Origin of the sequence: Acinetobacter sp. CIP 101934 (assembly GCF_000369585.1) — a bacterium.
GTDB lineage: Bacteria > Pseudomonadota > Gammaproteobacteria > Pseudomonadales > Moraxellaceae > Acinetobacter > Acinetobacter schindleri.
Map to the genome: position 1 here is coordinate 1,949,959 of NZ_KB850094.1, position 23,643 is coordinate 1,973,601.

At 42.3% G+C, this 23,643-nt stretch carries 23 protein-coding genes; 19 read left to right on the top strand and 4 right to left on the bottom strand.

The annotated features are described in order from the left end of the window. Positions 1–319: 319 nt before the first annotated feature. A complete protein-coding gene (locus F899_RS09590; RefSeq protein ID WP_004815728.1) occupies positions 320–832 on the top strand; it encodes a pyridoxamine 5'-phosphate oxidase family protein in 513 nt (170 codons plus the stop codon). 184 nt (positions 833–1,016) lie between these two features. Here F899_RS09590 and F899_RS09595 read toward each other — a convergent pair whose 3' ends face one another. Continuing rightward, complete coding sequence (locus F899_RS09595; protein WP_005222411.1) at positions 1,017–1,787, bottom strand: 3-hydroxyacyl-CoA dehydrogenase; 771 nt, start codon at positions 1,785–1,787, stop codon at positions 1,017–1,019. Between the two features lie 312 nt (positions 1,788–2,099). Between F899_RS09595 and F899_RS09600 the strand changes: the two genes are divergently transcribed. The 3 genes from F899_RS09600 to F899_RS09610 all read left to right on the top strand — a co-directional run bounded on the left by F899_RS09600 (position 2,100) and on the right by F899_RS09610 (position 4,553). Further along, positions 2,100–2,453 (top strand): hypothetical protein, encoded by a 354-nt coding sequence (locus tag F899_RS09600; RefSeq protein WP_004815725.1) that lies wholly within the window; start codon positions 2,100–2,102, stop codon positions 2,451–2,453. A 301-nt stretch (positions 2,454–2,754) separates the two neighbouring features. Then, on the top strand, positions 2,755–3,726 hold the full coding sequence (locus F899_RS09605; RefSeq protein WP_005222414.1) for an aliphatic sulfonate ABC transporter substrate-binding protein: 972 nt from the start codon (positions 2,755–2,757) through the stop codon (positions 3,724–3,726). Further along, positions 3,726–4,553 (top strand): ABC transporter permease, encoded by an 828-nt coding sequence (locus F899_RS09610; RefSeq protein ID WP_004892943.1) that lies wholly within the window; start codon positions 3,726–3,728, stop codon positions 4,551–4,553. Before F899_RS09605 ends, F899_RS09610 begins: the two co-directional genes overlap by 1 nt. A gap of 55 nt (positions 4,554–4,608) precedes the next feature. On the opposite strand, the gene prmC is transcribed toward F899_RS09610, so the two are convergent. After that, on the bottom strand, positions 4,609–5,427 hold the full coding sequence (prmC, locus tag F899_RS09615; protein WP_005222416.1) for a peptide chain release factor N(5)-glutamine methyltransferase: 819 nt from the start codon (positions 5,425–5,427) through the stop codon (positions 4,609–4,611). Beyond that, the gene (gene prfA / locus F899_RS09620; protein WP_005222418.1) at positions 5,427–6,515 is read right to left on the bottom strand and encodes a peptide chain release factor 1; all 1,089 of its coding nucleotides are present in this window, start codon (positions 6,513–6,515) and stop codon (positions 5,427–5,429) included. Before prfA ends, prmC begins: the two co-directional genes overlap by 1 nt. A 341-nt stretch (positions 6,516–6,856) precedes the next feature. Here prfA and F899_RS09625 point away from each other — a divergent pair, with 341 nt between their 5' ends. The 4 genes from F899_RS09625 (at position 6,857) to F899_RS09640 (ending at position 10,143) form a co-directional block, all read left to right on the top strand. Next, positions 6,857–7,285, top strand: a complete 429-nt coding sequence (locus F899_RS09625; RefSeq protein ID WP_005222420.1) for a glycine zipper domain-containing protein — start codon at positions 6,857–6,859, stop codon at positions 7,283–7,285. Positions 7,286–7,530: 245 nt separating this feature from the next. Further along, positions 7,531–7,995 carry a glycine zipper domain-containing protein gene (locus F899_RS09630; protein WP_005222421.1) on the top strand — a complete coding sequence of 155 codons (465 nt, stop codon included), beginning with the start codon at positions 7,531–7,533 and terminating at the stop codon, positions 7,993–7,995. A 169-nt stretch (positions 7,996–8,164) separates the two neighbouring features. After that, positions 8,165–9,169 carry an LLM class flavin-dependent oxidoreductase gene (locus F899_RS09635; RefSeq protein WP_005222423.1) on the top strand — a complete coding sequence of 335 codons (1,005 nt, stop codon included), beginning with the start codon at positions 8,165–8,167 and terminating at the stop codon, positions 9,167–9,169. Between the two features lie 419 nt (positions 9,170–9,588). Next, on the top strand, positions 9,589–10,143 hold the full coding sequence (locus F899_RS09640; protein WP_005222425.1) for an NAD(P)/FAD-dependent oxidoreductase: 555 nt from the start codon (positions 9,589–9,591) through the stop codon (positions 10,141–10,143). A gap of 261 nt (positions 10,144–10,404) precedes the next feature. On the opposite strand, the gene F899_RS09645 is transcribed toward F899_RS09640, so the two are convergent. Continuing rightward, positions 10,405–11,241 (bottom strand): posphoenolpyruvate synthetase regulatory kinase/phosphorylase PpsR, encoded by an 837-nt coding sequence (locus F899_RS09645; RefSeq protein WP_004815709.1) that lies wholly within the window; start codon positions 11,239–11,241, stop codon positions 10,405–10,407. Between the two features lie 154 nt (positions 11,242–11,395). Between F899_RS09645 and ppsA the strand changes: the two genes are divergently transcribed. The 11 genes from ppsA to dnaB all read left to right on the top strand — a co-directional run bounded on the left by ppsA (position 11,396) and on the right by dnaB (position 23,415). Beyond that, positions 11,396–13,768 carry a phosphoenolpyruvate synthase gene (ppsA, locus tag F899_RS09650; protein ID WP_004892929.1) on the top strand — a complete coding sequence of 791 codons (2,373 nt, stop codon included), beginning with the start codon at positions 11,396–11,398 and terminating at the stop codon, positions 13,766–13,768. Positions 13,769–14,151: 383 nt separating this feature from the next. Continuing rightward, positions 14,152–14,946 carry an RDD family protein gene (locus F899_RS09655; protein ID WP_005222427.1) on the top strand — a complete coding sequence of 265 codons (795 nt, stop codon included), beginning with the start codon at positions 14,152–14,154 and terminating at the stop codon, positions 14,944–14,946. A 302-nt stretch (positions 14,947–15,248) separates the two neighbouring features. Next, the gene (cyoA, locus tag F899_RS09660; RefSeq protein ID WP_005222428.1) at positions 15,249–16,337 is read left to right on the top strand and encodes a ubiquinol oxidase subunit II; all 1,089 of its coding nucleotides are present in this window, start codon (positions 15,249–15,251) and stop codon (positions 16,335–16,337) included. A 3-nt stretch (positions 16,338–16,340) separates the two neighbouring features. Beyond that, entirely contained in the window at positions 16,341–18,329 is a 1,989-nt protein-coding gene (gene cyoB, locus F899_RS09665) for a cytochrome o ubiquinol oxidase subunit I (protein ID WP_005222430.1), read from the top strand. 4 nt (positions 18,330–18,333) lie between these two features. Next, positions 18,334–18,954 carry a cytochrome o ubiquinol oxidase subunit III gene (gene cyoC / locus F899_RS09670; protein ID WP_004815698.1) on the top strand — a complete coding sequence of 207 codons (621 nt, stop codon included), beginning with the start codon at positions 18,334–18,336 and terminating at the stop codon, positions 18,952–18,954. Further along, positions 18,954–19,280: a cytochrome o ubiquinol oxidase subunit IV gene (locus tag F899_RS09675; protein ID WP_004815696.1), complete on the top strand. Its 327-nt coding sequence runs from the start codon at positions 18,954–18,956 to the stop codon at positions 19,278–19,280. Before cyoC ends, F899_RS09675 begins: the two co-directional genes overlap by 1 nt. A 10-nt stretch (positions 19,281–19,290) precedes the next feature. Beyond that, complete coding sequence (cyoE, locus tag F899_RS09680) at positions 19,291–20,169, top strand: heme o synthase (RefSeq protein WP_005222432.1); 879 nt, start codon at positions 19,291–19,293, stop codon at positions 20,167–20,169. Positions 20,170–20,675: 506 nt separating this feature from the next. Further along, positions 20,676–21,062: a 30S ribosomal protein S6 gene (rpsF, locus tag F899_RS09685; protein WP_004278789.1), complete on the top strand. Its 387-nt coding sequence runs from the start codon at positions 20,676–20,678 to the stop codon at positions 21,060–21,062. A 12-nt stretch (positions 21,063–21,074) separates the two neighbouring features. Next, complete coding sequence (rpsR, locus tag F899_RS09690; RefSeq protein WP_004278792.1) at positions 21,075–21,302, top strand: 30S ribosomal protein S18; 228 nt, start codon at positions 21,075–21,077, stop codon at positions 21,300–21,302. 9 nt (positions 21,303–21,311) lie between these two features. Beyond that, positions 21,312–21,758 carry a 50S ribosomal protein L9 gene (rplI, locus tag F899_RS09695; protein ID WP_004815692.1) on the top strand — a complete coding sequence of 149 codons (447 nt, stop codon included), beginning with the start codon at positions 21,312–21,314 and terminating at the stop codon, positions 21,756–21,758. Between the two features lie 217 nt (positions 21,759–21,975). Further along, positions 21,976–23,415, top strand: coding sequence for a replicative DNA helicase (dnaB, locus tag F899_RS09700; protein WP_005222435.1), 1,440 nt, complete (start codon positions 21,976–21,978; stop codon positions 23,413–23,415). Positions 23,416–23,643 lie beyond the last annotated feature (228 nt).

A 23,643-nucleotide genomic window follows, 5' to 3' on the forward strand; every position in this document is an offset into this window, starting at 1 on the left:
AAACGTCCATTATTTGTAATTACAATGCAATATCAAAATTAACTAATTAATTTAAATTACAATGAGGTTGCAGAATTTATCATTATTTTTAGACCTTGCTTGCTCCAAATCTCTTATTAGCTTCTATCTAAAAAATTTATCGGATAATTTTTACTGTGCTGTAACTGAAACCTGTTTAATGGTAATTCGTGTAGTGCTCTTCTCAATTTAAGTATGTAAATGTACGAGTTCAGTGAGAGTTACAGCATCCTGCTATAAATATGATTAAGCTGCTTAACGTTATCCAAATTTAACCTTTAACAAGAATATGGAGCAGCATATGACAGAACAATATTCAGAACACAATGACCGTGAAAAATTATGGGAACTCATCAAAGATGTACGTTTCACTATGATCAGCCATCAAGCTGAAACTCAAGAAATTCACTCCCAGCCAATGACTATGCTTAATTCAGAAAAAATGCATGAAAGTCAGAATCTGTATTTCATCATGAAAGACACCAATGATATTGTCCAAGCAATTAATGCAGGTCGTCAGCATCTTGGTTTATCCTTTGCCAAACCATCAGATGATATCTATGTCTCTATCAGTGCTCATGGCGAAATCAGTACCGACCGTATCCTGATTGAAGAATTATGGAACCCTTGGGCAGAAAACTGGTTCGAAGGCAAGGATGATCCGAGTGTACGTGTGCTTATTGCCAAAGCAGTCAGCGCAGAGTACTGGAATGTGAAGGACAATAAAGTTACTCATCTACTGAAAGTCTTAAAAGGCAATATTACTGGCAAGCCTGAAGAGCCAGATACTGATCATGCAAAAGTACAATTATAAAAATTAAAGCAAATTTATTTATTATTTAGCCTCTTATCTAAGAGGCTAAATTTTTGCATGGTGAAAGTATATTTTTAGTTTATTAGAAGCTCACATTTCGAAAAAAGTTGAATTCCTTTTAATCCATTACACTTATTTTAGGATCAGCATTAAACGGTAACTTAAGGAATTAATATAGCTTAGACTATTTTGCTGCCATCCGGATTGCTCCATCTAAACGAATGACTTCACCATTCAGATAAGTGTTTTCAAGAATATGTCCAACTAATTTTGCATACTCAGATGGCTTAGCTAAACGTGGAGGAAACGGTACCATCTGCCCAAGAGAATCCTGTACATTCTGCGGTAAACCTTTCAGCATCGGTGTTTCCATAATTCCCGGAGCAATCGTCATGACACGAATCGAATTTTTAGCGAGTTCACGTGCCAGTGGTAAAGTCATGGCAACTACTGCCCCTTTAGATGCGGAATAAGCAGCCTGTCCAATCTGTCCATCGAATGCAGCTACAGAGGCGGTATTGATGATCACACCACGTTCCTCTTCGCCCTGTTTTAATTCATATTTCGAAATTAGCTCAGCAGCATAGCGCAGCATATTAAAGGTGCCCGTGACATTGATATTCAGCACACGCTGGAACATCGCCAAGTCATGAAATCCATCACGACCAAGTACTTTAGCAGACGGCGCAATACCGGCGCAGTTTACCAATCCATTGAGTTGCCCATGCGTCTGTTCTAATATCTTAAAAAATTCACTGGCAGCTGTTTCATCAGTCACATCTAATTGCTGGAATTGCGCCTGTTCCCCAAGTTCTTGTGCGAGACTCTGCCCAAGTTCAAGATTCATATCGACCAGTACGACTTGAGCGCCCTGCTCCACCAGATAGCGTGATGTTTCGGCACCGAGTCCTGAAGCTCCACCCGTCACTACAAAGACTTTATTTTGAATATTCATAGCTCATCCATGTCATTTTGAATTTTTCTTAGACTAATCTTTGCCCAAATAGGAAGCAAATCAAACTATGACCGCAGCAGTTTAATTATCAATTAAATATATTCTATTAGACTTAAAAACAATTAATATCAGCTTTTTCTATTTAAGTTTTTAATTTTGCAGAACATCTGGTTTTCAAGCTATATCATCAAATAAAATGAGACTCTACGGTCATCCCAATACCTTTGTATTTATCGTTAATTTAGATTATTTTTCACACAATTTGATGCATCTATTTAGTTGCTCATTCCTCTCCCTACTTAAGGTACTCTTATGTTAAACATGACTGATGTTCTTGGCCAAAACCTGGTTCAAAACTTCTCTAATGCTTTATTTCATTCTGCGGACCTTCTTTCTGAACAGCTCAATCAAGGGATTTTGAACGCATCTGATTCAGCTTTGAAAGATGCAGTGGTGACTTTCCTCAATCGTATTGATGTTCTTGACGCAGCGGCGGCACTTGAAATCTCTGCTGAACGTATTGAAAGCCTGAAACAAGGGATTGCACTGAAAGATGAGCAGTTCATTGCAGACACATTGAAAGTGGTAACCCTATGTCTGGCAATGGAAACCAATACACTGGATCAGGTTGAAGTTTCTGACTGTCTACAAGATTATCCAATGTAAAAATATAAATAAAAAAGCGACCTTGAGGGTCGCTTTTTTATAGAGGTTTATCCTGTGCAGAATCAATGCAATGAGATTTAAAAATATTTGCTTATCAAATCCAGCCATAATCTTGTAGAAATTTCAGCTAAGTCTAGAAAAATCACCTTCATTACAATTAAATTAATTATAAACAATAACTTATTAAAATTCACACCTTTATATTTTATTTGTTGATTTGATTATCTGTTTTTCTTTTTTGTCTGTTTATTCATTTACCGCTATTTATGTCGAAAATTTCCTAAATAAATTAGAGCTCCTCATGAAAAAAACTTTAGCAACAACAAAATTAGGCTTAATTACTATTTCTATCTCTCTAGTGAGCGGGTTGACAGTCGCGGCAATTCCAAGCGAATTAAAACTGGATTATGCTTATTATGCGCCTACCAGCTTGGTGGTTAAGGAGCAAAAACTACTGGAAAAAGCACTGCCTAAAACCAAAATTAAATGGGTATTTAGCCAAGGCAGTAATCGCTCGCTTGAATATCTGAACAGTGGTAGTACAGATTTTGCTTCAACCGCAGGTTTAGCGGCAGTACTTAGTCGTGCCAATGGCAGCCCAATTAAAACGGTTTATGTTCAAAGCCAGCCTGAATGGACCGCGCTGGTCATTAACAAAGATTCCAATATCAAATCTCTCAAGGATTTAAAAGGCAAGAAAATTGCTGCCACCAAAGGCACCGATCCATTCCTGTTTACGCTACAGGCTTTAGATACCGTCGGCTTAGGTAAACGTGATGTTGAGCTGGTACACCTGCAACACCCAGATGGAAAAATAGCTTTAGAGCGTAAACAGGTCGATGCTTGGGCGGGTCTTGATCCGCTGATGGCTTCTGCGCAGGTGCAGTCGGGTGCGAAATTGCTGTATCGCAATGTCGGCTTTAACTCATATAGTGTACTCAGTATTAAAGAAAACTTCGCCAAGCAAAGTCCTGAAGCCGTTGATGCAGTCATTAAAGTCTATGAACAGGCACGTAAATGGGCCAAAGCCAATCCGGATAAGCTGGCTGAACTGTTAGCTCGTGAAGCCAAACTGCCAATTGAAGTGGCGAAATTACAGCTAAGCCGTACCAATCTGGATCAAAACATTCCAACAGCAAAACATATTGCTGCATTACAAAAAGCAGGTTCTATTCTGACTGAAGAAGATTTGGTACGTAAAGGCACCAATGTCAATCAGGTCGTAACTCAGCTCTTTGATAGCAAATATGCGCAAAAGGTTGTTAAGAAGTAATGTCTGCACCAAACACTATCTCCGAACAACTTGTGAAGGCAGATCAACCTAAATCTGTTGCCCTTCCCCGTGGTATTCGTCTGCTGAAAGGGACCACCATTCCGGTGATCCTGATCTTGTTATGTGAAATTCTGGTTCGCAATGGTGTAATTGAGCCTTATTTACTGCCTGCACCCAGCAGTTTATGGCAGTCGCTGACCGAACTGGCTGAAGGTGATCTATGGCAGCATCTCTGGGCAAGTAGCTGGCGTGTCTTTTTAGGCTTTGGCATTGGGAGTGGCTTGGGCTTAGTTTTTGCGATCTTAGTCGGGTTAAATCGTCATGCCGAAGACTTCCTGGAACCAACATTTTCTGCAATCAAATCTATTCCGAGTTTGGCCTGGATTCCACTTTTGTTACTATGGTTAGGCATTGATGAAGGCTCCAAGATTACCTTGATTGCAATTGGTGCCTTCTTCCCTACTTATACCAATACCGTTGCTGCCATTCAGGGCGTGGATCGCAAGCTGATTGAAGTGGCCAGAGTCTACCGGCTGAAATATTGGCAACAGATTCATCAGATTGTGTTACCTGCGGCATCACCGGGAATTCTCACAGGTTTAAGAAACAGCTTAAGCTTGTCCTGGATGTTTATGATTGCAGCAGAACTGATTGCAGCGACTCAAGGAATTGGCTATTTACTCAGTGATGGCCGGGAGACCTCTCGACCGGATATTGTAATTATTGCCATTATTCTACTGGCAGTGTTGGGTAAGATTACTGACAGTATTATGAAGTTGTTTGAACATCGTCTGCTGCGCTGGCGCGATGTCATCAAAAAATCCTGAAACTAAAAAAGCGACCTTGAGGGTCGCTTTTTTATTAAAAATAAGATTTGGGAAATCAATGTGGCCACTGAGCCAAGGTCACTCGGTCATTACCGCCATAATCTTTAACAGTACGCACCTGTTTATAACCAGCCTGGGTAAATAGATGACGGACTGCATCCCCCTGATCATAACCATGTTCAAGCACTACCCAACCATTCACAGTCAGGTGTTTTTTGCCTTGAGCGATGATCTGCTCTAAATCAGCCAAACCGTTATTGTCTGCTACTAAAGCACGTTTTGGTTCAGTCGCCAGATCATGCATATGCTCATCGGCTGCATCAATATACGGTGGATTGGAAACAATCACATCAAAGAACTGACGCCCCAATGGTTTGAACCATGAACCCAATACGAACTGTACCTGCAACAAGTCATGCTGTTCAGCATTAAACTTGGCCACCTCTAAAGTCGGTTCATAAATATCCGTTGCAGTCACAGACCACGCTGGACGTTCCGAAGCCAAGGATAAGGCAATCGCGCCAGTACCTGTCCCCAGATCGACCACACGGGCATCTTCAGGCAAGTCCAGCTTAAGTACAGTTTCAACCAGTACTTCTGTATCGGGACGTGGCACCAACGTGTCTTTGGTGACTTTTAGATCCAGTGTCCAGAACGGTTGTGAACCAGTCACATAAGCTAATGGCTCACCTGCAGCAATACGCGCCAGAGCATCAACATAAGCCTGTTCCTGTTCAGACGTCAGTTCCTGATCCTTTTTCATCACCAAATCAAAAGAATCAATCTTGGTAATGTGTTCCAGCAACCAGGCATTTTCCTGACGTTCATAGCTCTCTGGTTCACCACGCAAAGCCAGCGCTTGTAAAATATTCATTATCCACCATTCTGCTGTGCGAGCATGGCAAGCTGATCCGCCTGATATTCACGGTGCAGGCTATCTAACAGTTCGGTCAAATCACCTTCCATCACCGCATCCAGTTTATATAAAGTCAAGTTAATACGATGATCAGTCATACGACCCTGTGGATAGTTATAAGTCCGGATACGTTCTGAACGGTCACCCGAACCCACCAGGTCACGGCGCATTTCCGACGTTGCCGCATCTGCAGCTGAACGTTTGGCATTTTCCAGACGTGACACCAGAAGCGCCATCGCTTTAGCCTTGTTCTTGTGCTGTGAGCGCTCATCCTGACATTCCACCACAGTCCCCGTTGGAATGTGGGTAATACGTACTGCAGAGTCGGTTTTGTTAATGTGCTGACCACCGGCACCTGATGCACGATAAGTATCAATACGCAAATCTGACGGGTTAATGTCAACTGAAGTATCCACATCAACCTCAGGAAGAATCGCGACTGTACATGCTGAAGTATGTACACGGCCTTGGGATTCTGTTGCTGGGACACGTTGTACACGGTGTGCGCCACTTTCGAATTTCAGACGACCATAGACACCTTCACCATTGACCAGGCAGATCACTTCTTTATAACCGCCGTGTTCACCTTCATTTTCGGACAGGATTTCGATACGCCAGCCCTGACTCTCTGCATATTTACTATACATACGGAACAAGTCACCCGAGAAGATCGCTGCTTCGTCACCACCGGTTCCTGCACGAATTTCCAAATAAGCCGAGTTCGCATCATTCGGATCTTTCGGAATCATCAAAATGTTCAGATCTGCTTCCAGCTTTTCGATCAGGGCTTTATTTTCCTTGATCTCTTCCTGAGCCATTTCTTTAAAGTCAGGATCGCTCAGCATGGCTTGAGCAGTCTCGATATCTTCTTCAGCCTGTTTATATTTGGTCCATACTTCAGTAATTTCGGTCAGATCATTGTGCTCGCGGGAAAGCTGGCGAAAGCGTTTATTATCTGAAATGACTTCCGCATCTGCTAATAAGGCAGTGAGTTCTTCGTGACGGTCGGAGAGCTGGTCTAATCGTAAACGTAACGATTCTTTCATTTTTTAAAGTATCTCAAACTAAGGCTATAGCTAAATAAAGGTCTTAGCACAGCGAAATCAAAAATTGCGCCTAGTTTAACGATTCTCAGGCATAAAGAACATCTTTATTCAGTACAAGCTTTCTGCGGCTAAAGCATCCAGATAATTAACTTCCATACGATTAAAATCAACCTAACGCCTCTTTTTTAATCAATTTAATCCGCATTCTTTACTTATTTTACAAACTCGCAAATAAAGCATCTAAATATGGAGATCTTTCTTCACAATGTAATGACGATTTTTTGTTACATTTTCCGCCATCGATACACAATATAATCCGATCACGGATATGGAGTTCCAGCATGAAACTGAGCGCAGTTTTATTAAGTACCGTTTTAGCCGCAGGGTCAATGATGACCGTTAATGCTCATGCCGACAGCACTGCTCGTGTTGCTGCTGCAAGTGCATTAGGTAGTGTGGCTGGTACAGCTTTGGGTAAAAACATGGGGGGCAACACAGGTGCAACAATTGGTGCAGCTCTTGGCGGTGCTGGTGGTGCAGCTGTAGCAAGTAACAAGAAAAACCGTACTGAGTCTGCCATTGGTGGTGCTTTAGGTGGCGGTGCTGGTTATACCGTAGGTAAAAGCATGGGTGGCTCCAACGGTGGTTACATTGGTTCTGCGTTAGGGGCAGCAGGTGGTGCAGCTTTAGGTAATAAAATTGCCAAAGACAAAACAGCAGACCGTCGAGCTGAAAAACGTGCGAAACATTGGAAAAAGCGCTACCGTTAATTCAGCCTTTATAGGCTCTCAATTGCATCTTACATTTGATATAAAAAGCACCTTCGGGTGCTTTTTTAATTGCTCATAAATGAATCTAACTGCTTGTAATACGTGAAAAATATTGTTTATTAATTATGAATAAATTAAGGAGATAAAAAACACATTTCATCTACAGACTCTCCATGCTGTTTCGCTCTTGCTAGATTAAATTTAACTCATAGACAAATACAGCCATATATATAAAAGGTGTACTCATGAACTACAAATCTCTAATGATCGCGGTTGTTGCTACCTCAGCTATGGGCATGGGTATGACAACAGCGAATGCGGGTAATACAACGAATACTGCTCTTGCTTCTGCACTTGGTGGCGTAGTTGGTGCTGCAGTAGGTAATAGAGTTGGTGGTACAACTGGCGCAACAATCGGTTCTGCAATCGGTGGTGGTGCAGGTGCAGCCATTTCAGCGAATAAACGTGACCGTAACGGTGCCATTATTGGTGGCGCACTGGGTGGCGGTGCAGGTTATGCCGTAGGTAAAAATATGGGTGGTAACAATGGTGGCCTGATTGGTGCAGCATTGGGTTCTGCGGGTGGTTCTGCACTTGGCAAGAAAGTAAGTGAAGACCGTCGTTATGATGACCGTTATGACCGCCGTTATAATTCCTCACGTAATTACCGTTATAACGACTATCGCTATAACAACCGTGGCCGTCGTTAAGCGTTCAATACAAAGCTTAATCTCTTTTACAACCTTCCCTCTTTTGAGCATCTTCGGATGCTTATTTTTTTGCCTATACATTTCGTTTACACTTATATCGTTTTTTTTCGATATACAAATCCGGTTGAACATCGTATGCTCTTAGTCATGTCAAATAAAGAGTAATATTATGCGTACGCTTAACGATACTCAGTTCTCCATTCTTGAACTGGTTCCTGTTCGTGACGATAAAACCATTCAATTCTCCCTGCAACATGCTCTGGAACTGGCACAAACCGCAGAAAAGCTGGGTTACCGCCGCATGTGGTTAGCTGAGCATCATAATATGGATGGTATTGCCAGTTCAGCAACCGCTGTCCTGCTTGGCTATTTACTGGCAAATACTAAAACCTTAACTTTAGGCTCAGGTGGCATTATGTTGCCGAATCATGCACCTTTAGTCGTAGCTGAGCAGTTTGGTACTTTAGCGACTTTATATCCTGAGCGTGTTGAACTTGGTCTGGGACGTGCACCCGGCACCGATCAGATGACCATGCGTGCTTTGCGTCGCGGTCGTCAGGAAACTGAAGATCAGTTCCCTCAAGATGTACTAGAAATTTTGCAGTACTTTAAAGATCCGATTCCGGGCCAACGCATTGTAGCTACTCCGGGTCAAAGTACTCATGTTCCGGTTTGGCTGCTTGGTTCTAGCCTGTTTAGTGCTCAGTTGGCAGCGAAACTTGGCCTGCCGTATTCCTTTGCTTCGCATTTTGCCCCACGTATGCTGGGCCAGGCTATTCAGTTATATCGTGAAAACTTTGAACCGTCTGAATACCTGGATCGTCCTTATGTTTCTATGGGCGTACCGACCTGTGTCGCAGATACGGATGAAGAAGCTCAATATCTGGCAACCAGCGCCTACCAGCGTGTACTTTCCCTGATTCGTGGTCAAAGCCTGAAACTGAAAGCACCTATTGATTCAATGGAAGGACTCTGGTCACCACCTGAAAAAATGTCCGTTGATAATTTCTTTGCCATGGCACAGGTCGGTTCCAAGGAAACAGTCAAGGCAGGACTGGAAGCACTTTTAGCCAAATATGATGTAGATGAATTTATTTTTACTTGTGATATCTATGACACTGAAAAACGTCTATATAACTTCGATTTGTTAATGCAGGCTAAGCAGGGCTTATAAAATTTCCCTTTTATAAATATCTTTCAATAAACCGCTGCCAGTCAGCGGTTTCTTTTTAGGAGGTAATCCATTGCTTTATTAAATGCAATCTGCATTCAAATAAAAAAACTAACAATTATACGTTCAGGATAAAAACATCAATCATTATATTAACAAACCGACTGCAACCTTTGTTGCAGCAGGTTGGACACTTTAATTATTGGCGCTATTACTTACGATATTAAACTGTATGAACACAACCTTTAAAAAGCTCAAGAAAAATTACATCAATATAATTCCGAAAATCCATAACTGAAGTGGATGTTAAAATGTCGAATTATTGATGACTCGAGATTCCATGAAAGTGACTTTACGCCCCTGCCGATATTGTCTATATCTATCACAACAGAATAAAAATTAAATAATTACAGGATATCAATATGGGCGTTAAGCAGGATACAGGTGCCGGTATTTTTCAAAACAACCCTGAGCACTTTACAAGCTTTAATGGGACTAAAGTCGATTCTGCCGCCCTTAAAGATATGGATTTTCAGGATTTAAATGTGGCAGTAATTGGGCTTGACCAGTTTAGTGTGAGTCATCTTGACCGCATTTGCCAGCAAGCGGCATCTGTTAAAGTCTTTCAGATTGAACCGCAATTTGTGATGCCGAGTACCAGCCGCACGCTTCAACGCGTATTGAATCATCCGCTAATCAGCAAAAATAAAAATCTCATTAGTAACCGGATTAAAGGGTTATTGTCTTTACGCTTTTTAGAACAGCAGGTCAAAAATCCCTGGTTAAGACGCCAGCTCATGCCTAATCTGGCAGCCTCTAATCGTCATTACTTTAAGTCAGATAGCTTCTATATCGCCCTGCAACGTGAAAACTGCCAGCTTATTACTTGGCCAATTTTGAAAATTTCTGATCATGCAATTCATTGCATACATGGTGAAAATTATCCGGTTGAGGTCATTATTCAAACCTTTAAATAAAAATCTATTTATTTTTTTCTGATATATATTCCATAAAAAATACTAAAAAAGAATAAAGCCCTAAATTTTATTGATCGATTTTTATACAATTTTAGCATCAAAATACGTCTATATTTTTTCTATGAGGTATTTCGTAGCGAAATAGTACCGATTGATATCAACTATCTTATCATCGTTAATTCCTATCATTAATTATTTTAATATATAAATTTTGATAACCAATGGAGTCAAAAACCAGCTTTGACTCCATGAACTAGGACTTTATCCAATACGACGTTTTAAACCGGTCATTTGCAGTACACGCGTCGAGATTTCTTCAATCGACATCTCGGAAACATTCAGATATTTAATACCCTCTGAAATGTAAATTCCTTCAATCGCACGCAGTTCCATCTGGCACTGACTAAAGCTGGCATAACGGCTATTTGCCTTACGTTCAGTACGGATTGCCACAAGGCGATCAGCATCAATCATAAGGCCGAAAAGCTTGTTTTTATGCGGGCGCAGCACGGCTGGCAGACGGTTATCATCCAGATCTTCTTCAGTCAGTGGGTAGTTTGCAACACGAATTCCAAACTGTAGAGAAAGATAAATCGAAGTCGGTGTTTTACCAGAACGTGATACCCCAATCAGGATCAGATCGGCCTTGTCATAATGACGAGTACGCGCGCCATCATCATTATCCAGAGCAAAATGTACAGCATCAATACGCGCTTTATAGGAAGCAGAGTCGGTTACCGCATGAGTTTGTCCTACCAGCGTCGTTGGATCTGTACCTAGCTCTTCGGATAGTTTACTAATAAGCCCTTCAAATACATCAAGATTTACTGCATTAGCCGTATTAATAATATCACGCACATATGGGTCCACCAAAGTATCAAAAACCAGTGGTTTCTGTCCTTCCTCGTGGGCACGTGCATTGATCTCGGCAACGACATTGGTCGCAGCTTCTTCGGAGCTTATATAGGGAATGATATGTATATCAAAATCGACATGAGGGAACTGTGCCAAAAGTGAGTGTCCCAGCGTCTCTGCGGTGATCGCAGTACCATCAGAAATGAAGAAAACACTACGCTTTATCTGTTTACCTTCCGACATTAAAATTCTCCTCAAACATTTGTCTTCGTACTATATAATCTTTATAGTAAACCGATCTTACATGACTGTCGCTTAGTAAAATCATCCACCTAGGTGATTTGCTATACTCTCATGCCAAGATAATGATTAATACTGCAAAAGTGGAGTAACAACTTTGGAAGCGCGCGTAATTGGTCTGGAAAAATTAGGGAAACACGATGTTGAGCTTGTTGGTGGGAAAAACTCATCTTTGGGCGAAATGATCAGCCACCTAGCAAACGCTGGCGTATCTGTACCAGGCGGTTTTGCAACAACTGCTGGTGCATATCGTGAATTTCTCGAGCAAAGCGGCCTAAACGCTAAAATCAATGCAGAGCTTGCTAGCCTAAACGTTGATGATGTAAACGCTCTTGCTGAAACTGGCGCTAAAATTCGCCAATGGATTGTAGAGACTCCGCTTACTGCAGCATTAGAACAAGAAGTTCGTGCAGCATTTGACGCACTTTCTAACGGCAACCCTGACATCGCGGTTGCCGTTCGTTCATCTGCAACTGCAGAAGATTTACCAGACGCGTCTTTTGCTGGTCAGCAAGAAACTTTCTTGAACATCCGTGGCATCGACAATGTATTGATCGCGATCAAAGAAGTTTTCGCATCTTTATACAATGACCGCGCAATCTCTTACCGTGTACACCAAAACTTTGCCCATGACGTGGTTGCCCTTTCTGCTGGCGTACAACGTATGGTTCGCTCTGAAACTGGCGCAGCTGGTGTAATGTTCACACTGGATACTGAATCAGGCTTCCGTGATGCAGTATTCATCACCGCTTCTTACGGTCTGGGTGAAATGGTTGTACAGGGCGCAGTTAACCCTGACGAATTCTATATCTCTAAACCACTTCTAAATGCTGGTAAGCACGCGATCCTTCGTCGTAATCTTGGTTCTAAACACCAGAAAATGATTTATGGTGAAGAAGGCGCTGCTGGTAAATCAGTAGTTGTAGTAGATGTTGAAAAAGCTGAACGTCAACAGTTCGCTTTAAATGACCAGGAACTTCAAGAACTAGCTAAACAAGCACTGATCATTGAAAAACACTACGGTGCGCCAATGGACATCGAATGGGCAAAAGACGGTGATGACGGCAAACTGTACATCGTTCAGGCGCGTCCTGAAACTGTAAAAAGCCGTGAAAACGTTGGCACAATGGAACGTTACCTGTTGAAACAGAAAGGTACGGTAGTATGTGAAGGCCGTTCAATCGGTCAACGTATCGGTTCTGGTAAAGTCCGCATCGTAACGTCTATTAAAGAAATGGACAAAGTACAAGACGGTGACGTACTTGTATCTGACATGACTGACCCGGACTGGGAACCAGTGATGAAACGTGCTGCTGCAATTGTAACCAATCGTGGTGGTCGTACTTGTCACGCTGCAATCATTGCACGTGAACTGGGTGTTCCAGCAATCGTTGGTTGTGGTAATGCAACTGAAGTACTGGTGGACGGTCAGGAAGTGACTGTATCTTGTGCTGAAGGTGATACTGGTTTCATCTACGAAGGCGCGCTTGATTTTGAAGTTCAAACGAACTCAATCGAATCTATGCCTGAACTTCCATTCAAAGTCATGATGAACGTAGGTAACCCGGATCGTGCATTTGACTTCGCACAAATTCCGAACGAAGGTATTGGTCTTGCTCGTCTTGAGTTCATCATTAACCGCATGATCGGTGTACATCCTAAAGCATTGCTGAACATTGACAGCCTGCCTCGTGAAACGCGTGCTGCTGTGATGGCGCGTACTGCAGGTTATGCATCTCCAATCGAGTTCTATGTGGAAAAACTGGTTGAAGGTATTTCTACCCTTGCTGCTGCATTCGCTGACAAGCCAGTGATCGTACGTATGTCTGACTTCAAGTCAAACGAATATGCGAACCTGATTGGTGGCAAGTTGTATGAACCAGAAGAAGAAAACCCGATGCTGGGCTTCCGTGGTGCAAGCCGCTACGTTTCTGACAACTTTCGTGACTGCTTCGAACTTGAATGCCGTGCATTGAAAAAAGTTCGTGATGAAATGGGCTTGACTAATGTACAAATCATGATTCCTTTTGTACGTACTGTAAACGAGGCGAAACGTGTCATTGAGCTACTGGCATTAAATGGCCTGAAACGTGGTGAAAATGGTCTAAAAGTTATCATGATGTGTGAATTGCCAACTAACGCGCTGTTAGCTGATCAATTCCTTGAACACTTCGATGGCTTCTCTATCGGTTCTAACGACTTGACTCAGTTAACACTAGGTCTAGACCGTGATTCTGGTATCGTATCTCACCTGTTCGATGAACGTGACGCTGCTGTAAAAGTCCTTCTTTCTATGGCGATCCAAGCTTGCCGTAAAGCAGGTAAATATGTAGGTATCTGTGGTCAAGGTCCTTCAGATCACCCAGATCTTGCAAAATGGTTAATGGAACAAGGTATTGAATCTGTATCTTTGAATCCAGACTCAGTATTGGATACCTGGTTCTTCCTTGCTGATCAAGAAGCTAAATAAGCGGAAATTCAGTAAATAAAAAAAGACCCTCAAATGAGGGTCTTTTTTTATTTCAGTAATAAATTTTATATGAATTTAAGATATTAGAGTTAACTAATCATTCCTTTGATATTTATCAGCAAAAAATCTTTCGTCATTACATTAAAATTACAGTTTTTAAACCACCAATCTTGGATACTTTATTTTATGTAGATGGCTAAAAATTTTGGATTTTTTAGTTTCCTAAATCAAATTCGTTTTATTTTGTGTTGTTTTGGTTGTACTTCACCTAAAAATGTCCGACATATGCGCATGTTTGGCTTAAGATTTTGTTTGTGTTATGGCTATAATTCAATAAAATCGAAGCTAAACCTTTTCAACGTACATTTTGAGATTCAGTCTTTATGCAGATTTACCTGGCACGAAACAATCAACAAGCTGGACCATATACGCTTGAACAGCTAAATCAGATGCTTGCAAGCCAGCAGGTATTATTGACTGATTTGGCCTGGCACCAAGGCATGACCGAATGGAAAGCTTTGGGTGAGCTCACGCAGGGTAAATTCGTTTATGAACCTGAAGGTTATATTCCACCTGCACCAGTTGCCGAGCCAGCAGCACTATTTGAGCAGCCTGCAGCACAAACCAATACTTATGCACGTCCTGCACCAAAAGCGAATACATTTGAACTGGCGAGTATTCCTGCGCGTATTTTTGCCAAGTTCGTCGATCTGCTGCTCTGGATTCCAGCAACTTTCATTTTGACTGCCTTCTTCACAGCTGAAGAAAAACTGCGTTTTACTCAGCTAAATGAGCAGATCATGACGCAAGCTATGGGTGGCAGTGCGGATCAGAACCGCGTGCTGGAATTGCAGTCTCAAATGCTGGATATGTTCTCTACTCAGGCTTGGACAGCAGCAGGTTTATATCTGCTGATCATGCTGGTTATCCAAGGTTACCTGATTGCAAAATCTGGTCAAAGCATTGGTAAAAAACTGACTAAAATTAAGATTGTAGACGCGGAAACTGGTACTCAAACTTCACTCATGCGTGCCTTTACTTTGCGCAGTATCGTGTTCATTTTGCCTACAATTTATTTTATTCCATTGTTCTCGCTTGTGGACTGGATTTTCGGTTTGGGCAAAAACCGTCAGACTTTGCACGATAAACTGGCGAAAACCAAGGTGATCAAGCAATAAAATTAAGTTCTCTTTAAAGGGATGCTCTGCATCCCTTTTTTCGCTCATAACTTTGAAATTAAAATAAAATTACTATAAATATTCGACAATCCCGAGCAGTAAAATCGGTTTTTATTACAGTCATTTAAAGCCTCTTTATATATAGCTTAGTTTGTTGTAATCAGGCATAATGCCCTACAACGTAGCGGTGTCTCATGATTAGGAAGATTTTTTGTTAACAAATGAATCTTTTTAATCATGCGACACTTTAATCGCTATCCCATATTAATTTAGGGAATGGGACTCTTCACCGAGGTTGTAAAATGAGACAAACGATTTTAGCTGTATTGTCTTTATCTGCGATGTCCGCACTTTTAACAGGGTGTGGTGGTGATTTAGTACTTCTGAACTCTAAAGGTCCAGTTGCAGCAGGCCAAAGTAGCCTGATGATGACTGCGATTTACTTAATGCTTCTGGTGGTTATTCCATCAGCAATCATGGCATTATGGTTCGGTTGGAAATATCGCGCATCGAATAAAGACGCAGACTATAAACCTACTTGGGCACACTCTACTGCAATTGAAATTGTAGTTTGGGGTATCCCAGTTATTATTATTGCTATTCTTGCCTGGTTAACTTGGTGGGGTTCCCACAAGTACGACCCATACCGTCCGCTTGAATCTGACAAGGCTCCATTAACCGTTCAAGTTATTGCTGAACAGTTCAAATGGATCTTTATCTATCCTGAGCAAGGTATTGCCACTGTTAACGAAATGCGCTTCCCAGAAAAAACTCCGGTTAGCCTTCGTATTACGTCTAACTTCACGATGAACTCTTTCTTCATCCCGGCGTTAAGTGGTCAGATCTATGCAATGGCGGGCATGCAAACTCACCTGAACCTGTTGGCAGACGAAACTAGCCCAGCTGAAGGCTACCGCGGTTTCTCTGCTAACTATTCTGGTTATGGCTTCTCACAAATGCGCTTCCGCGCTCACTCTGTGACTGACGCTCAGTTTGCTGAATGGGTTTCTGCTGTTCAAGCAGGTAATGGTACTTCAGTAAATCCAGAAGCTGTTCAGAAATCTGTATTAGACCAGGCTGAATTCGCATCTCTGCGTGACGGCAACCGTGGTAAACACCAGATTGAAGCGCTGATCGCAAAAGCAAATACTCCTGAAGAGAAGGCTGCTGCTGAAGCTATGAAGCCTTACCCAACTAAGCCACATCCAGTGACTTATTACTCTTCTGTAGAGCAAGGTTTGTTTGAATCTGTGATTAATCACTACATGAGCAACTACCATGGTGCTGACCACTCAGCTCCTGCTGCAGAGCACGGTGTTGCGCACGAAGAAGCTGCTGCTTCTGAAGCACATGTAGCTGATGCACATGCGACTGCTTCTCAAGGGGAATAAGACATGAACTTATTAGGTAAGTTAGGTCCAGATGCAATTCCTTACGATCCAATCGTATTGGTTACTGTTGCAATGATGATCTTAGGCGGTATCGCAGTTGTTGCTGGTATCACCTACTTCAAAAAATGGGGCTACCTGTGGAACGAATGGTTCACATCTGTAGACCATAAAAAAATCGGTATCATGTATATCTTCGTGTCGATTATCATGCTTGTGCGTGGTTTCGCCGATGCGATCATGATGCGTCTTCAGCAGTTCCTTGCAAAAGGTGGTGGTGAAGGTTACTTGCACCCAGAACACTATGACCAGATCTTTACCGCGCACGGCGTGATCATGATCTTCTTCGTAGCAATGGGTCTTGTAGTTGGCTTAATGAACGTAGCTGTACCGCTTCAAATCGGTGCACGTGACGTTGCCTTCCCATTATTGAACTCTCTAAGCTTTTGGCTATTTGCTGGTGCTGCGGGTCTGATGATGGTGTCTCTGGCTCTTGGGGAGTTCGCTGCAACTGGTTGGATGGCATACCCTCCACTATCAGGCATTGAATATTCTCCAGGTGTTGGTGTTGACTACTATATCTGGGCACTTCAGGTTTCAGGTCTAGGTACGCTTCTTACTGGTGTTAACTTCTTTGTTACCATCATCAAAATGCGTGCGCCTGGCATGAAGATGATGGATATGCCGATTTTCACTTGGACTTCGCTTGTAACAGTTGTATTAATCGTTGCAACCTTCCCGGTGTTAACTGCAACACTTGCAATGCTGTCTCTTGACCGTTACTTCGGCTTCCACTTCTTCACAAATGACATGGGTGGTAGCCCAATGTTGTACGTGAACTTGATTTGGACTTGGGGTCACCCAGAAGTTTATATCTTGGTATTACCAGCTTTTGGTATTTACTCAGAAGTAACTTCAGTGTTCTCACGCAAAGCATTGTTCGGCTACAAATCTATGGTGTACGCAACTGTAGCAATTGGTGTTCTTTCACTGGTTGTTTGGGTTCACCACTTCTTTACAATGGGTGCTGGTGCCAACGTTAACGCGTTCTTCGGTATCATGACCATGATTATTGCGATCCCGACTGGTGTAAAAATCTTCTCTTGGTTGTTCACCATGTACAAGGGCCGCATCACTTACACCACTCCAATGCTATGGACACTTGGCTTCCTTGTGACTTTCGGTATCGGTGGTTTAACAGGTGTATTGATGGCAGTTCCACCAGCGGACTTCCTGGTACATAACTCTTTATTCCTGATTGCTCACTTCCATAACGTAATTATTGGCGGTGTAGTATTCGCAATGTTCGCAGGTATCATTTACTACTGGCCAAAAATGTTTGGTTGGAAGCTAAATGAAACTTGGGGTAAAGCAGCGTTCTGGTTCTGGTTCTTCGGTTTCTACTTTGCATTCATGCCACTTTATATCCTTGGTTTCATGGGTATGACTCGTCGTCTGAATACATTTGACAACCCAGAATGGGACCCATATGTAAATATCGCGATGTTCGGTGCGATTCTTATTGCACTAGGTATTGCCTGCTTCGTTATGCAGATCGTTGTTGGTTTCTTGCAACGCGAACAAAATATGGACTATACAGGCGATATCTGGGATGGTCGTACACTTGAGTGGGCTACTTCGTCTCCATCTCCATTCTATAACTTTGCTTACCTTCCAAAGATCAATGGTATTGATACTTTCTGGACTGACAAAGAGAATGGTGTTGCATACGCAAAACCAACCAAGTACGAAGACATCCATATGCCGACTAACCGTGCTGCTGGTTTCGTTATCGCCATGTTCATCACTGTTATGGGCTTCGCGTTAATCTGGCACATCTGGTGGTTAGTAGTTGTTACTTTCGTTGCATCTATCATCAGCTTCATCGTTTCTTCTTTCACCAAGAAAGTGGATTACTATGTCCCAGCTGCTGAAGTTGAGCGTATCGAAAGTGAACGCTATGCGATCCTTGAAAAACACTTGAAGAAGGACTAAGACCATGGCTGAAGTACTTCATCACGACAACCACGGACACGATGAGCATCATCATCACGATGATACTGACATCACTGTCTTTGGTTTCTGGACTTACTTGATGAGTGACCTTGTCCTTTTCGGTACACTCTTCATTGCATTCGCTGTTTTGAGTAGCCACATTCCTGTGGGCACTCCAAGTGCGAAAGATCTGTTTGGCGATTCTTTAGGTTTCGTTCTTACTGAAACCTTCGCCCTTCTGATCTCTTCTGTAACCTTTGGTTTTGCAGTTCTTGCTGCATACAAAAAAGACGTTGCAAAAGTACTGACTTGGTTAGCGATTACTTGGGTATTCGGTGCTATCTTTATCGGCATGGAACTATATGAGTTCAATCACTTAGTTCATGCGGGTCACGGTCCAAGCACAAGTGCGTTCTTATCTGCGTTCTTTACTTTGGTAGGTACGCACGGTATTCACGTAACTTCTGGTCTGGTCTGGATGATCGTGCTTATGATTCAAATCAAGAAATATGGTTTGACTCTTGCAAACACGCGTCGTCTAGCTTGCCTAAGCTTGTTCTGGCACTTCCTTGACATCGTATGGATCTGTGTATTCAGCGTAGTTTACTTGATGGGAGTTCTGTAATGAGTCATGATCATAACGCTGCTGGCGAATCACACGGTAACGTGAAGCAATACACTATCGGCTTCATCCTGTCTGTTATCCTTACTGTAATTCCATTCGGTATGGTTATGGCGGGCGGTTTTGGCCGTGGTATCTTGATTACTGTCATCGCGATCACTGCGGTTGCTCAGATTCTTGTACAGCTGATTTACTTCCTGCACATGAACTCTTCTTCAGAGCAACGCTGGAACGTAATTGCATTTGTGTATACCATCTTAACCATTGCTATTCTTTTAGTAGGTTCTGTATGGATCATGAACTACCTTCACTACAACATGATGATCTAAACTGGTTGTCATGCTGAAAAAGTATTTATTCCTGACTAAGCCAGGAATTCTCTTTGGTAACTTTGTTACCACTTTGGGCGGCTACTTTGTAGCCGCTCAAGGTTCTGTAGATTTCCTTCTCCTGCTCCTTACCCTTTTTGGTACTACATTCGTTGTAGCATCAGGATGTGTGGTCAATAATGTAATTGACCAGGACATCGACCAGAAAATGCAGCGCACACAAAATCGTGCTCTTGTTAAAAAAACCATTTCTGAACCTGTCGCACTTGCCTTTGCTTTTGTATTAGGCCTGGTCGGTTTTAGTGTTCTCTGGTTTTGGGTAAATGCATACGCTTTCCTATTCGCAGTTATTGGTTTTGTCGTATACGTTGGTTTTTACAGCTTATGGACAAAACGAACAACTATTCACCAGACTCTGGTAGGCAGTATTTCCGGCGCAGCTCCGCCTGTGATTGGTTATACCGCAGTTGCAAATCAGTTTGACTTAGGTGCCCTGCTGATCTTCGTTGGGTATGCCTTCTGGCAAATGCCTCACTCGTGGGGAATTGCAGTTTACCGTTTTCAAGATTACAAAAATGCAGGTATTCCTATTCTACCTGTAGCACGTTCAATTCACCGCACCAAGGTCGAATCGCTGATTTATGTGATTCTGTTTGGGGTTGTCATGAATGGCCTGTTTTTCTTTGGCTATGCCAACTGGCTCTATATGGCGGTGTTGAACATCTTAACCTTGTACTGGATTTATTTAAGTATTCAGGGCTTTAAGGCTAAAGATGATGAGGCGTGGGCCAAGCAGTATTTTATGTATTCTGTGAAGCTGATTACTGTGATCAGTATTCTGTTCTGCTTTACATCGACTGCTCCCCAAATGCCATACATCATTTTTTAAAAGATAGAGTTTTACTCTATCTTTTTTTATTTAAGCCTGTTATTTCCCTCGACTCTCTTTTAAATACTTCTACTCTTGCCTTTTAAAATCCTGTCTTTCTGAAACCAACTGCAAAAATACACTTCAATCTTTCTAAAGTGCATTTAACGCATAAAATAAGAATTCTACTTGAGTAAAAAGATACTCATTATGGCGAGATGGCGAGATGGCGAGATGGCGAGATGGCGAGATGGCGAGATGGCGAGATTAGAATTATCTCATTACCAACCATCATTAAATCACCAATTAATTAATCTCAGTCAATTTTCTCTTCTCTTTTCTGTGCTACTCATTCCAGCCCGTACAAAACCGCTGTTTAATTATGCAATTCTTGCCAATCTGGTTGTATTTCTCCCCAAAACCCACTAAACTTCACGCTTCGCAAATATTGCGACACAACCTTGGTTGTGACTCCTTGCTTCAATTGACTTAAAAATTGGGGCTGTTTAAACCGTAAGGAGCTGACAATGCGTCACTACGAAATCGTACTATTGGTACATCCAGACCAAAGCGATCAAGTTGTGGGTATGGTAGAACGTTACCTAACTCACATCAAAGAAGCTGAAGGTCAAATCCACCGTCTTGAAGACTGGGGCCGTCGTCAATTGGCTTACCCAATCAACAAGATCCACAAAGCTCACTACATTCTTATGAATGTTGAGTGTGGTCAAACTACTCTTGATGAGCTTGAAGAATTATTCCGTTATAACGACGCAATCATTCGTAGCCTTATCATCCGTCGTGAAAACGCTATCACTGAAGAGTCACTATTGGCTAAGAGTGCTGAAGAAAAACGCGCGCGTAAAGCTCAACGTGAAGAAGCACAACACGCTCAAGACTCTGCTGAAGCATAAGGAGAACCTAACATGGCACGTTTTTACCGTCGTCGCAAGTTCTGCCGCTTTACAGCTGAGAACGTTACGTACATCGACTACAAAGATATCGACACTTTAAAACAGTACATCACTGAAAACGGCAAGATTGTTCCTAGCCGTATTACAGGTACTAAAGCTCGTTACCAACGTCAATTAGCGCTTGCTATTAAACAAGCTCGCTACTTGTCTTTGATCCCTTACACTGACAATCATAAGTGAGGTTGAGCTGTGGATATTATCTTATTACAACGCATTAAAAACCTTGGTAAACTTGGTGATAAAGTTTCAGTTAAAGCTGGTTACGGCCGTAACTTCTTGATCCCACAAGGTATGGCAGTTGCTGCTACTGAGTCAAACACTGCGGCTTTTGAAGCTCGTCGTGCTGAACTTGAGAAAGCTGAAGCTGATATTTTAGCTGCTGCTCAAGCACGTGCTGACCAATTGAACGAAGTAAATATCGTAATCACTGCGAAAGCTGGTGATGAAGGTAAACTGTTCGGTTCTATCGGTACTCGTGATATCGCTGACGCGTTGACAAATGCTGGTCTTACAGTTGACCGTGCAGAAGTACGTCTTCCAAATGGCGCACTTCGTAACACTGGTGAATTCAACATCGCAATCCAATTGCACCATGATGTTGTTGCAGAAGTTCTAGTTACTATCGTAGCTGAGTAATTTCTCACCAAGAAAAAGAGCATGCTTTGGCATGCTCTTTTTTTATCTAAAATAATTCGAAGATATGGTATATCTCACTTTCATTTTATTATTCGCGTAATTTTAAAAATACACTTCGCATTTTTTAACGGAACGCGTATTATTTCACTTCGTAGTTGATAGTTGCTATCCATCTCCGAGAATATTTAAACCATTGTATTAAAATTCAGGGCTTTATATGTCACAGGCGAATGCCAGCACTAAGCAGAACAGCGCTAAACCAGAAATTGTTGCTGATACTCAGCTCAAGGAGTTTCGCACACCTCCGCACAATTTAGCGATTGAACAAGCTGTACTTGCTGCCTTAATGACGGTTGCCGAATCTTTTGAACAAGTCGGTGATGTGCTTACTGAGAACGATTTTTATGCAACCCGCCATAAATACATCTTCCGTGCGATTGATCAGCTGTCCAAGGACAACTCTCCTTACGATGCCGTACTGGTGCATGACTGGCTGATTAAACAGAATCTGCTGGATGCCATCGGTGGTGAAGAATACCTGATGCAGCTCATGGCTGACTCGCCATCAAGTTTCTACAACCTGGAAACCTACGCCAACAAGATCAAGGAATTCTCGACTCTACGTAGCATGATTAAAGTCAGTTCTGAAATCCTGCAAAATGCCTATGATACCAAAGGTCGTAGCGTCAGTGAAATTCTGGATCTGGCAGAAACCAATATTTTTTCGATTGCCGAGCAACATAATAATAATGCCAAGGCACAAGGGCCGAAGGCAATCAATACCGTTGTTGCAGATGTCTTTGATAAATTGAATGAACTTTCACAAATGGAAGGTTCGATTACCGGTCTCACCACCGGCTTCGTCGAACTCGACAACAAAACTTCCGGCATGCAATCTGGTGACCTGATTATTGTCGCAGCCCGTCCATCGATGGGTAAAACCACCTTTGCCATGAATCTGGTCGAAAGTGTACTGTTTAACAATAACCTGCCTGCTCTGGTTTACTCGATGGAGATGCCAGCCGACTCGATTGCCATGCGTTTGATTTCATCCTTTGGTCGTGTGCATCAGGGTCATTTACGTGCCGGTAAAATGGACAGTGATGAATGGTCTAAAGTCACCAGCACCATTGTGCATTTGCAAGAAAAGAACCTGTATATCGATGACTCCTCTGCTCTGCCACCAACGGAAGTTCGTGCGCGTGCGCGTCGCATTGCCAAAATGCATGGCGGTAAGCTCGGCTGTATCATGGTCGATTACTTGCAGCTCATGAAAGTGCCTGGCATGGGTGATAACCGTGTCGGCGAGATTTCGGAAATTTCTCGTAGCTTAAAAGCGCTCGCTAAAGAAATGCAGTGCCCTGTCATTGCCTTATCGCAGTTGAACCGCTCTCTGGAAAACCGTCCAAACAAACGTCCAGTCATGTCTGACTTGCGTGAATCTGGTGCGATCGAGCAGGATGCCGATTTGATCATGTTTATCTACCGTGATGAAGTCTATAACAAGGAATCTAAAGAAGCCGGGACTGCCGAAATTATTATCGGTAAACAGCGTAATGGTCCAATTGGTACTGTGCGTCTGGCTTTTGAAGGTCAATACACGCGCTTTAGTAACCTCTCTCCTGAGTTCTATGCGCAGTATGATGATGAAGAGTAAATATTCTGCTTAAACCTGATTAAAAAAAGAGACTCAAATGGTCTCTTTTTTTATTGCTTAAGTATACCTTGGAGGAAATTATATAAATGAGCATGTCCATTTGTGGCAGATAGGACTACAATATTTACAGTTTTGAAATGACTGATTTTGTTTTATCAAAACAGTTATTTCTCTCCCTCTTTTGTGTATTTCACACAACATCATTTTGTCATCCCGCAGGAGTATCTA

Bases quoted from the DNA above. Each gene is read 5' to 3' on its own strand.
- F899_RS09590 (WP_004815728.1), top strand. From the start codon at position 320: ATGACAGAACAATATTCAGAACACAATGACCGTGAAAAATTATGGGAA.
- F899_RS09595 (WP_005222411.1), bottom strand. From the start codon at position 1,787: ATGAATATTCAAAATAAAGTCTTTGTAGTGACGGGTGGAGCTTCAGGA.
- F899_RS09600 (WP_004815725.1), top strand. From the start codon at position 2,100: ATGTTAAACATGACTGATGTTCTTGGCCAAAACCTGGTTCAAAACTTC.
- F899_RS09605 (WP_005222414.1), top strand. From the start codon at position 2,755: ATGAAAAAAACTTTAGCAACAACAAAATTAGGCTTAATTACTATTTCT.
- F899_RS09610 (WP_004892943.1), top strand. From the start codon at position 3,726: ATGTCTGCACCAAACACTATCTCCGAACAACTTGTGAAGGCAGATCAA.
- prmC (WP_005222416.1), bottom strand. From the start codon at position 5,427: ATGAATATTTTACAAGCGCTGGCTTTGCGTGGTGAACCAGAGAGCTAT.
- prfA (WP_005222418.1), bottom strand. From the start codon at position 6,515: ATGAAAGAATCGTTACGTTTACGATTAGACCAGCTCTCCGACCGTCAC.
- F899_RS09625 (WP_005222420.1), top strand. From the start codon at position 6,857: ATGAAACTGAGCGCAGTTTTATTAAGTACCGTTTTAGCCGCAGGGTCA.
- F899_RS09630 (WP_005222421.1), top strand. From the start codon at position 7,531: ATGAACTACAAATCTCTAATGATCGCGGTTGTTGCTACCTCAGCTATG.
- F899_RS09635 (WP_005222423.1), top strand. From the start codon at position 8,165: ATGCGTACGCTTAACGATACTCAGTTCTCCATTCTTGAACTGGTTCCT.
- F899_RS09640 (WP_005222425.1), top strand. From the start codon at position 9,589: ATGGGCGTTAAGCAGGATACAGGTGCCGGTATTTTTCAAAACAACCCT.
- F899_RS09645 (WP_004815709.1), bottom strand. From the start codon at position 11,241: ATGTCGGAAGGTAAACAGATAAAGCGTAGTGTTTTCTTCATTTCTGAT.
- F899_RS09655 (WP_005222427.1), top strand. From the start codon at position 14,152: ATGCAGATTTACCTGGCACGAAACAATCAACAAGCTGGACCATATACG.
- cyoA (WP_005222428.1), top strand. From the start codon at position 15,249: ATGAGACAAACGATTTTAGCTGTATTGTCTTTATCTGCGATGTCCGCA.
- cyoB (WP_005222430.1), top strand. From the start codon at position 16,341: ATGAACTTATTAGGTAAGTTAGGTCCAGATGCAATTCCTTACGATCCA.
- cyoC (WP_004815698.1), top strand. From the start codon at position 18,334: ATGGCTGAAGTACTTCATCACGACAACCACGGACACGATGAGCATCAT.
- F899_RS09675 (WP_004815696.1), top strand. From the start codon at position 18,954: ATGAGTCATGATCATAACGCTGCTGGCGAATCACACGGTAACGTGAAG.
- cyoE (WP_005222432.1), top strand. From the start codon at position 19,291: ATGCTGAAAAAGTATTTATTCCTGACTAAGCCAGGAATTCTCTTTGGT.
- rpsF (WP_004278789.1), top strand. From the start codon at position 20,676: ATGCGTCACTACGAAATCGTACTATTGGTACATCCAGACCAAAGCGAT.
- rpsR (WP_004278792.1), top strand. From the start codon at position 21,075: ATGGCACGTTTTTACCGTCGTCGCAAGTTCTGCCGCTTTACAGCTGAG.
- dnaB (WP_005222435.1), top strand. From the start codon at position 21,976: ATGTCACAGGCGAATGCCAGCACTAAGCAGAACAGCGCTAAACCAGAA.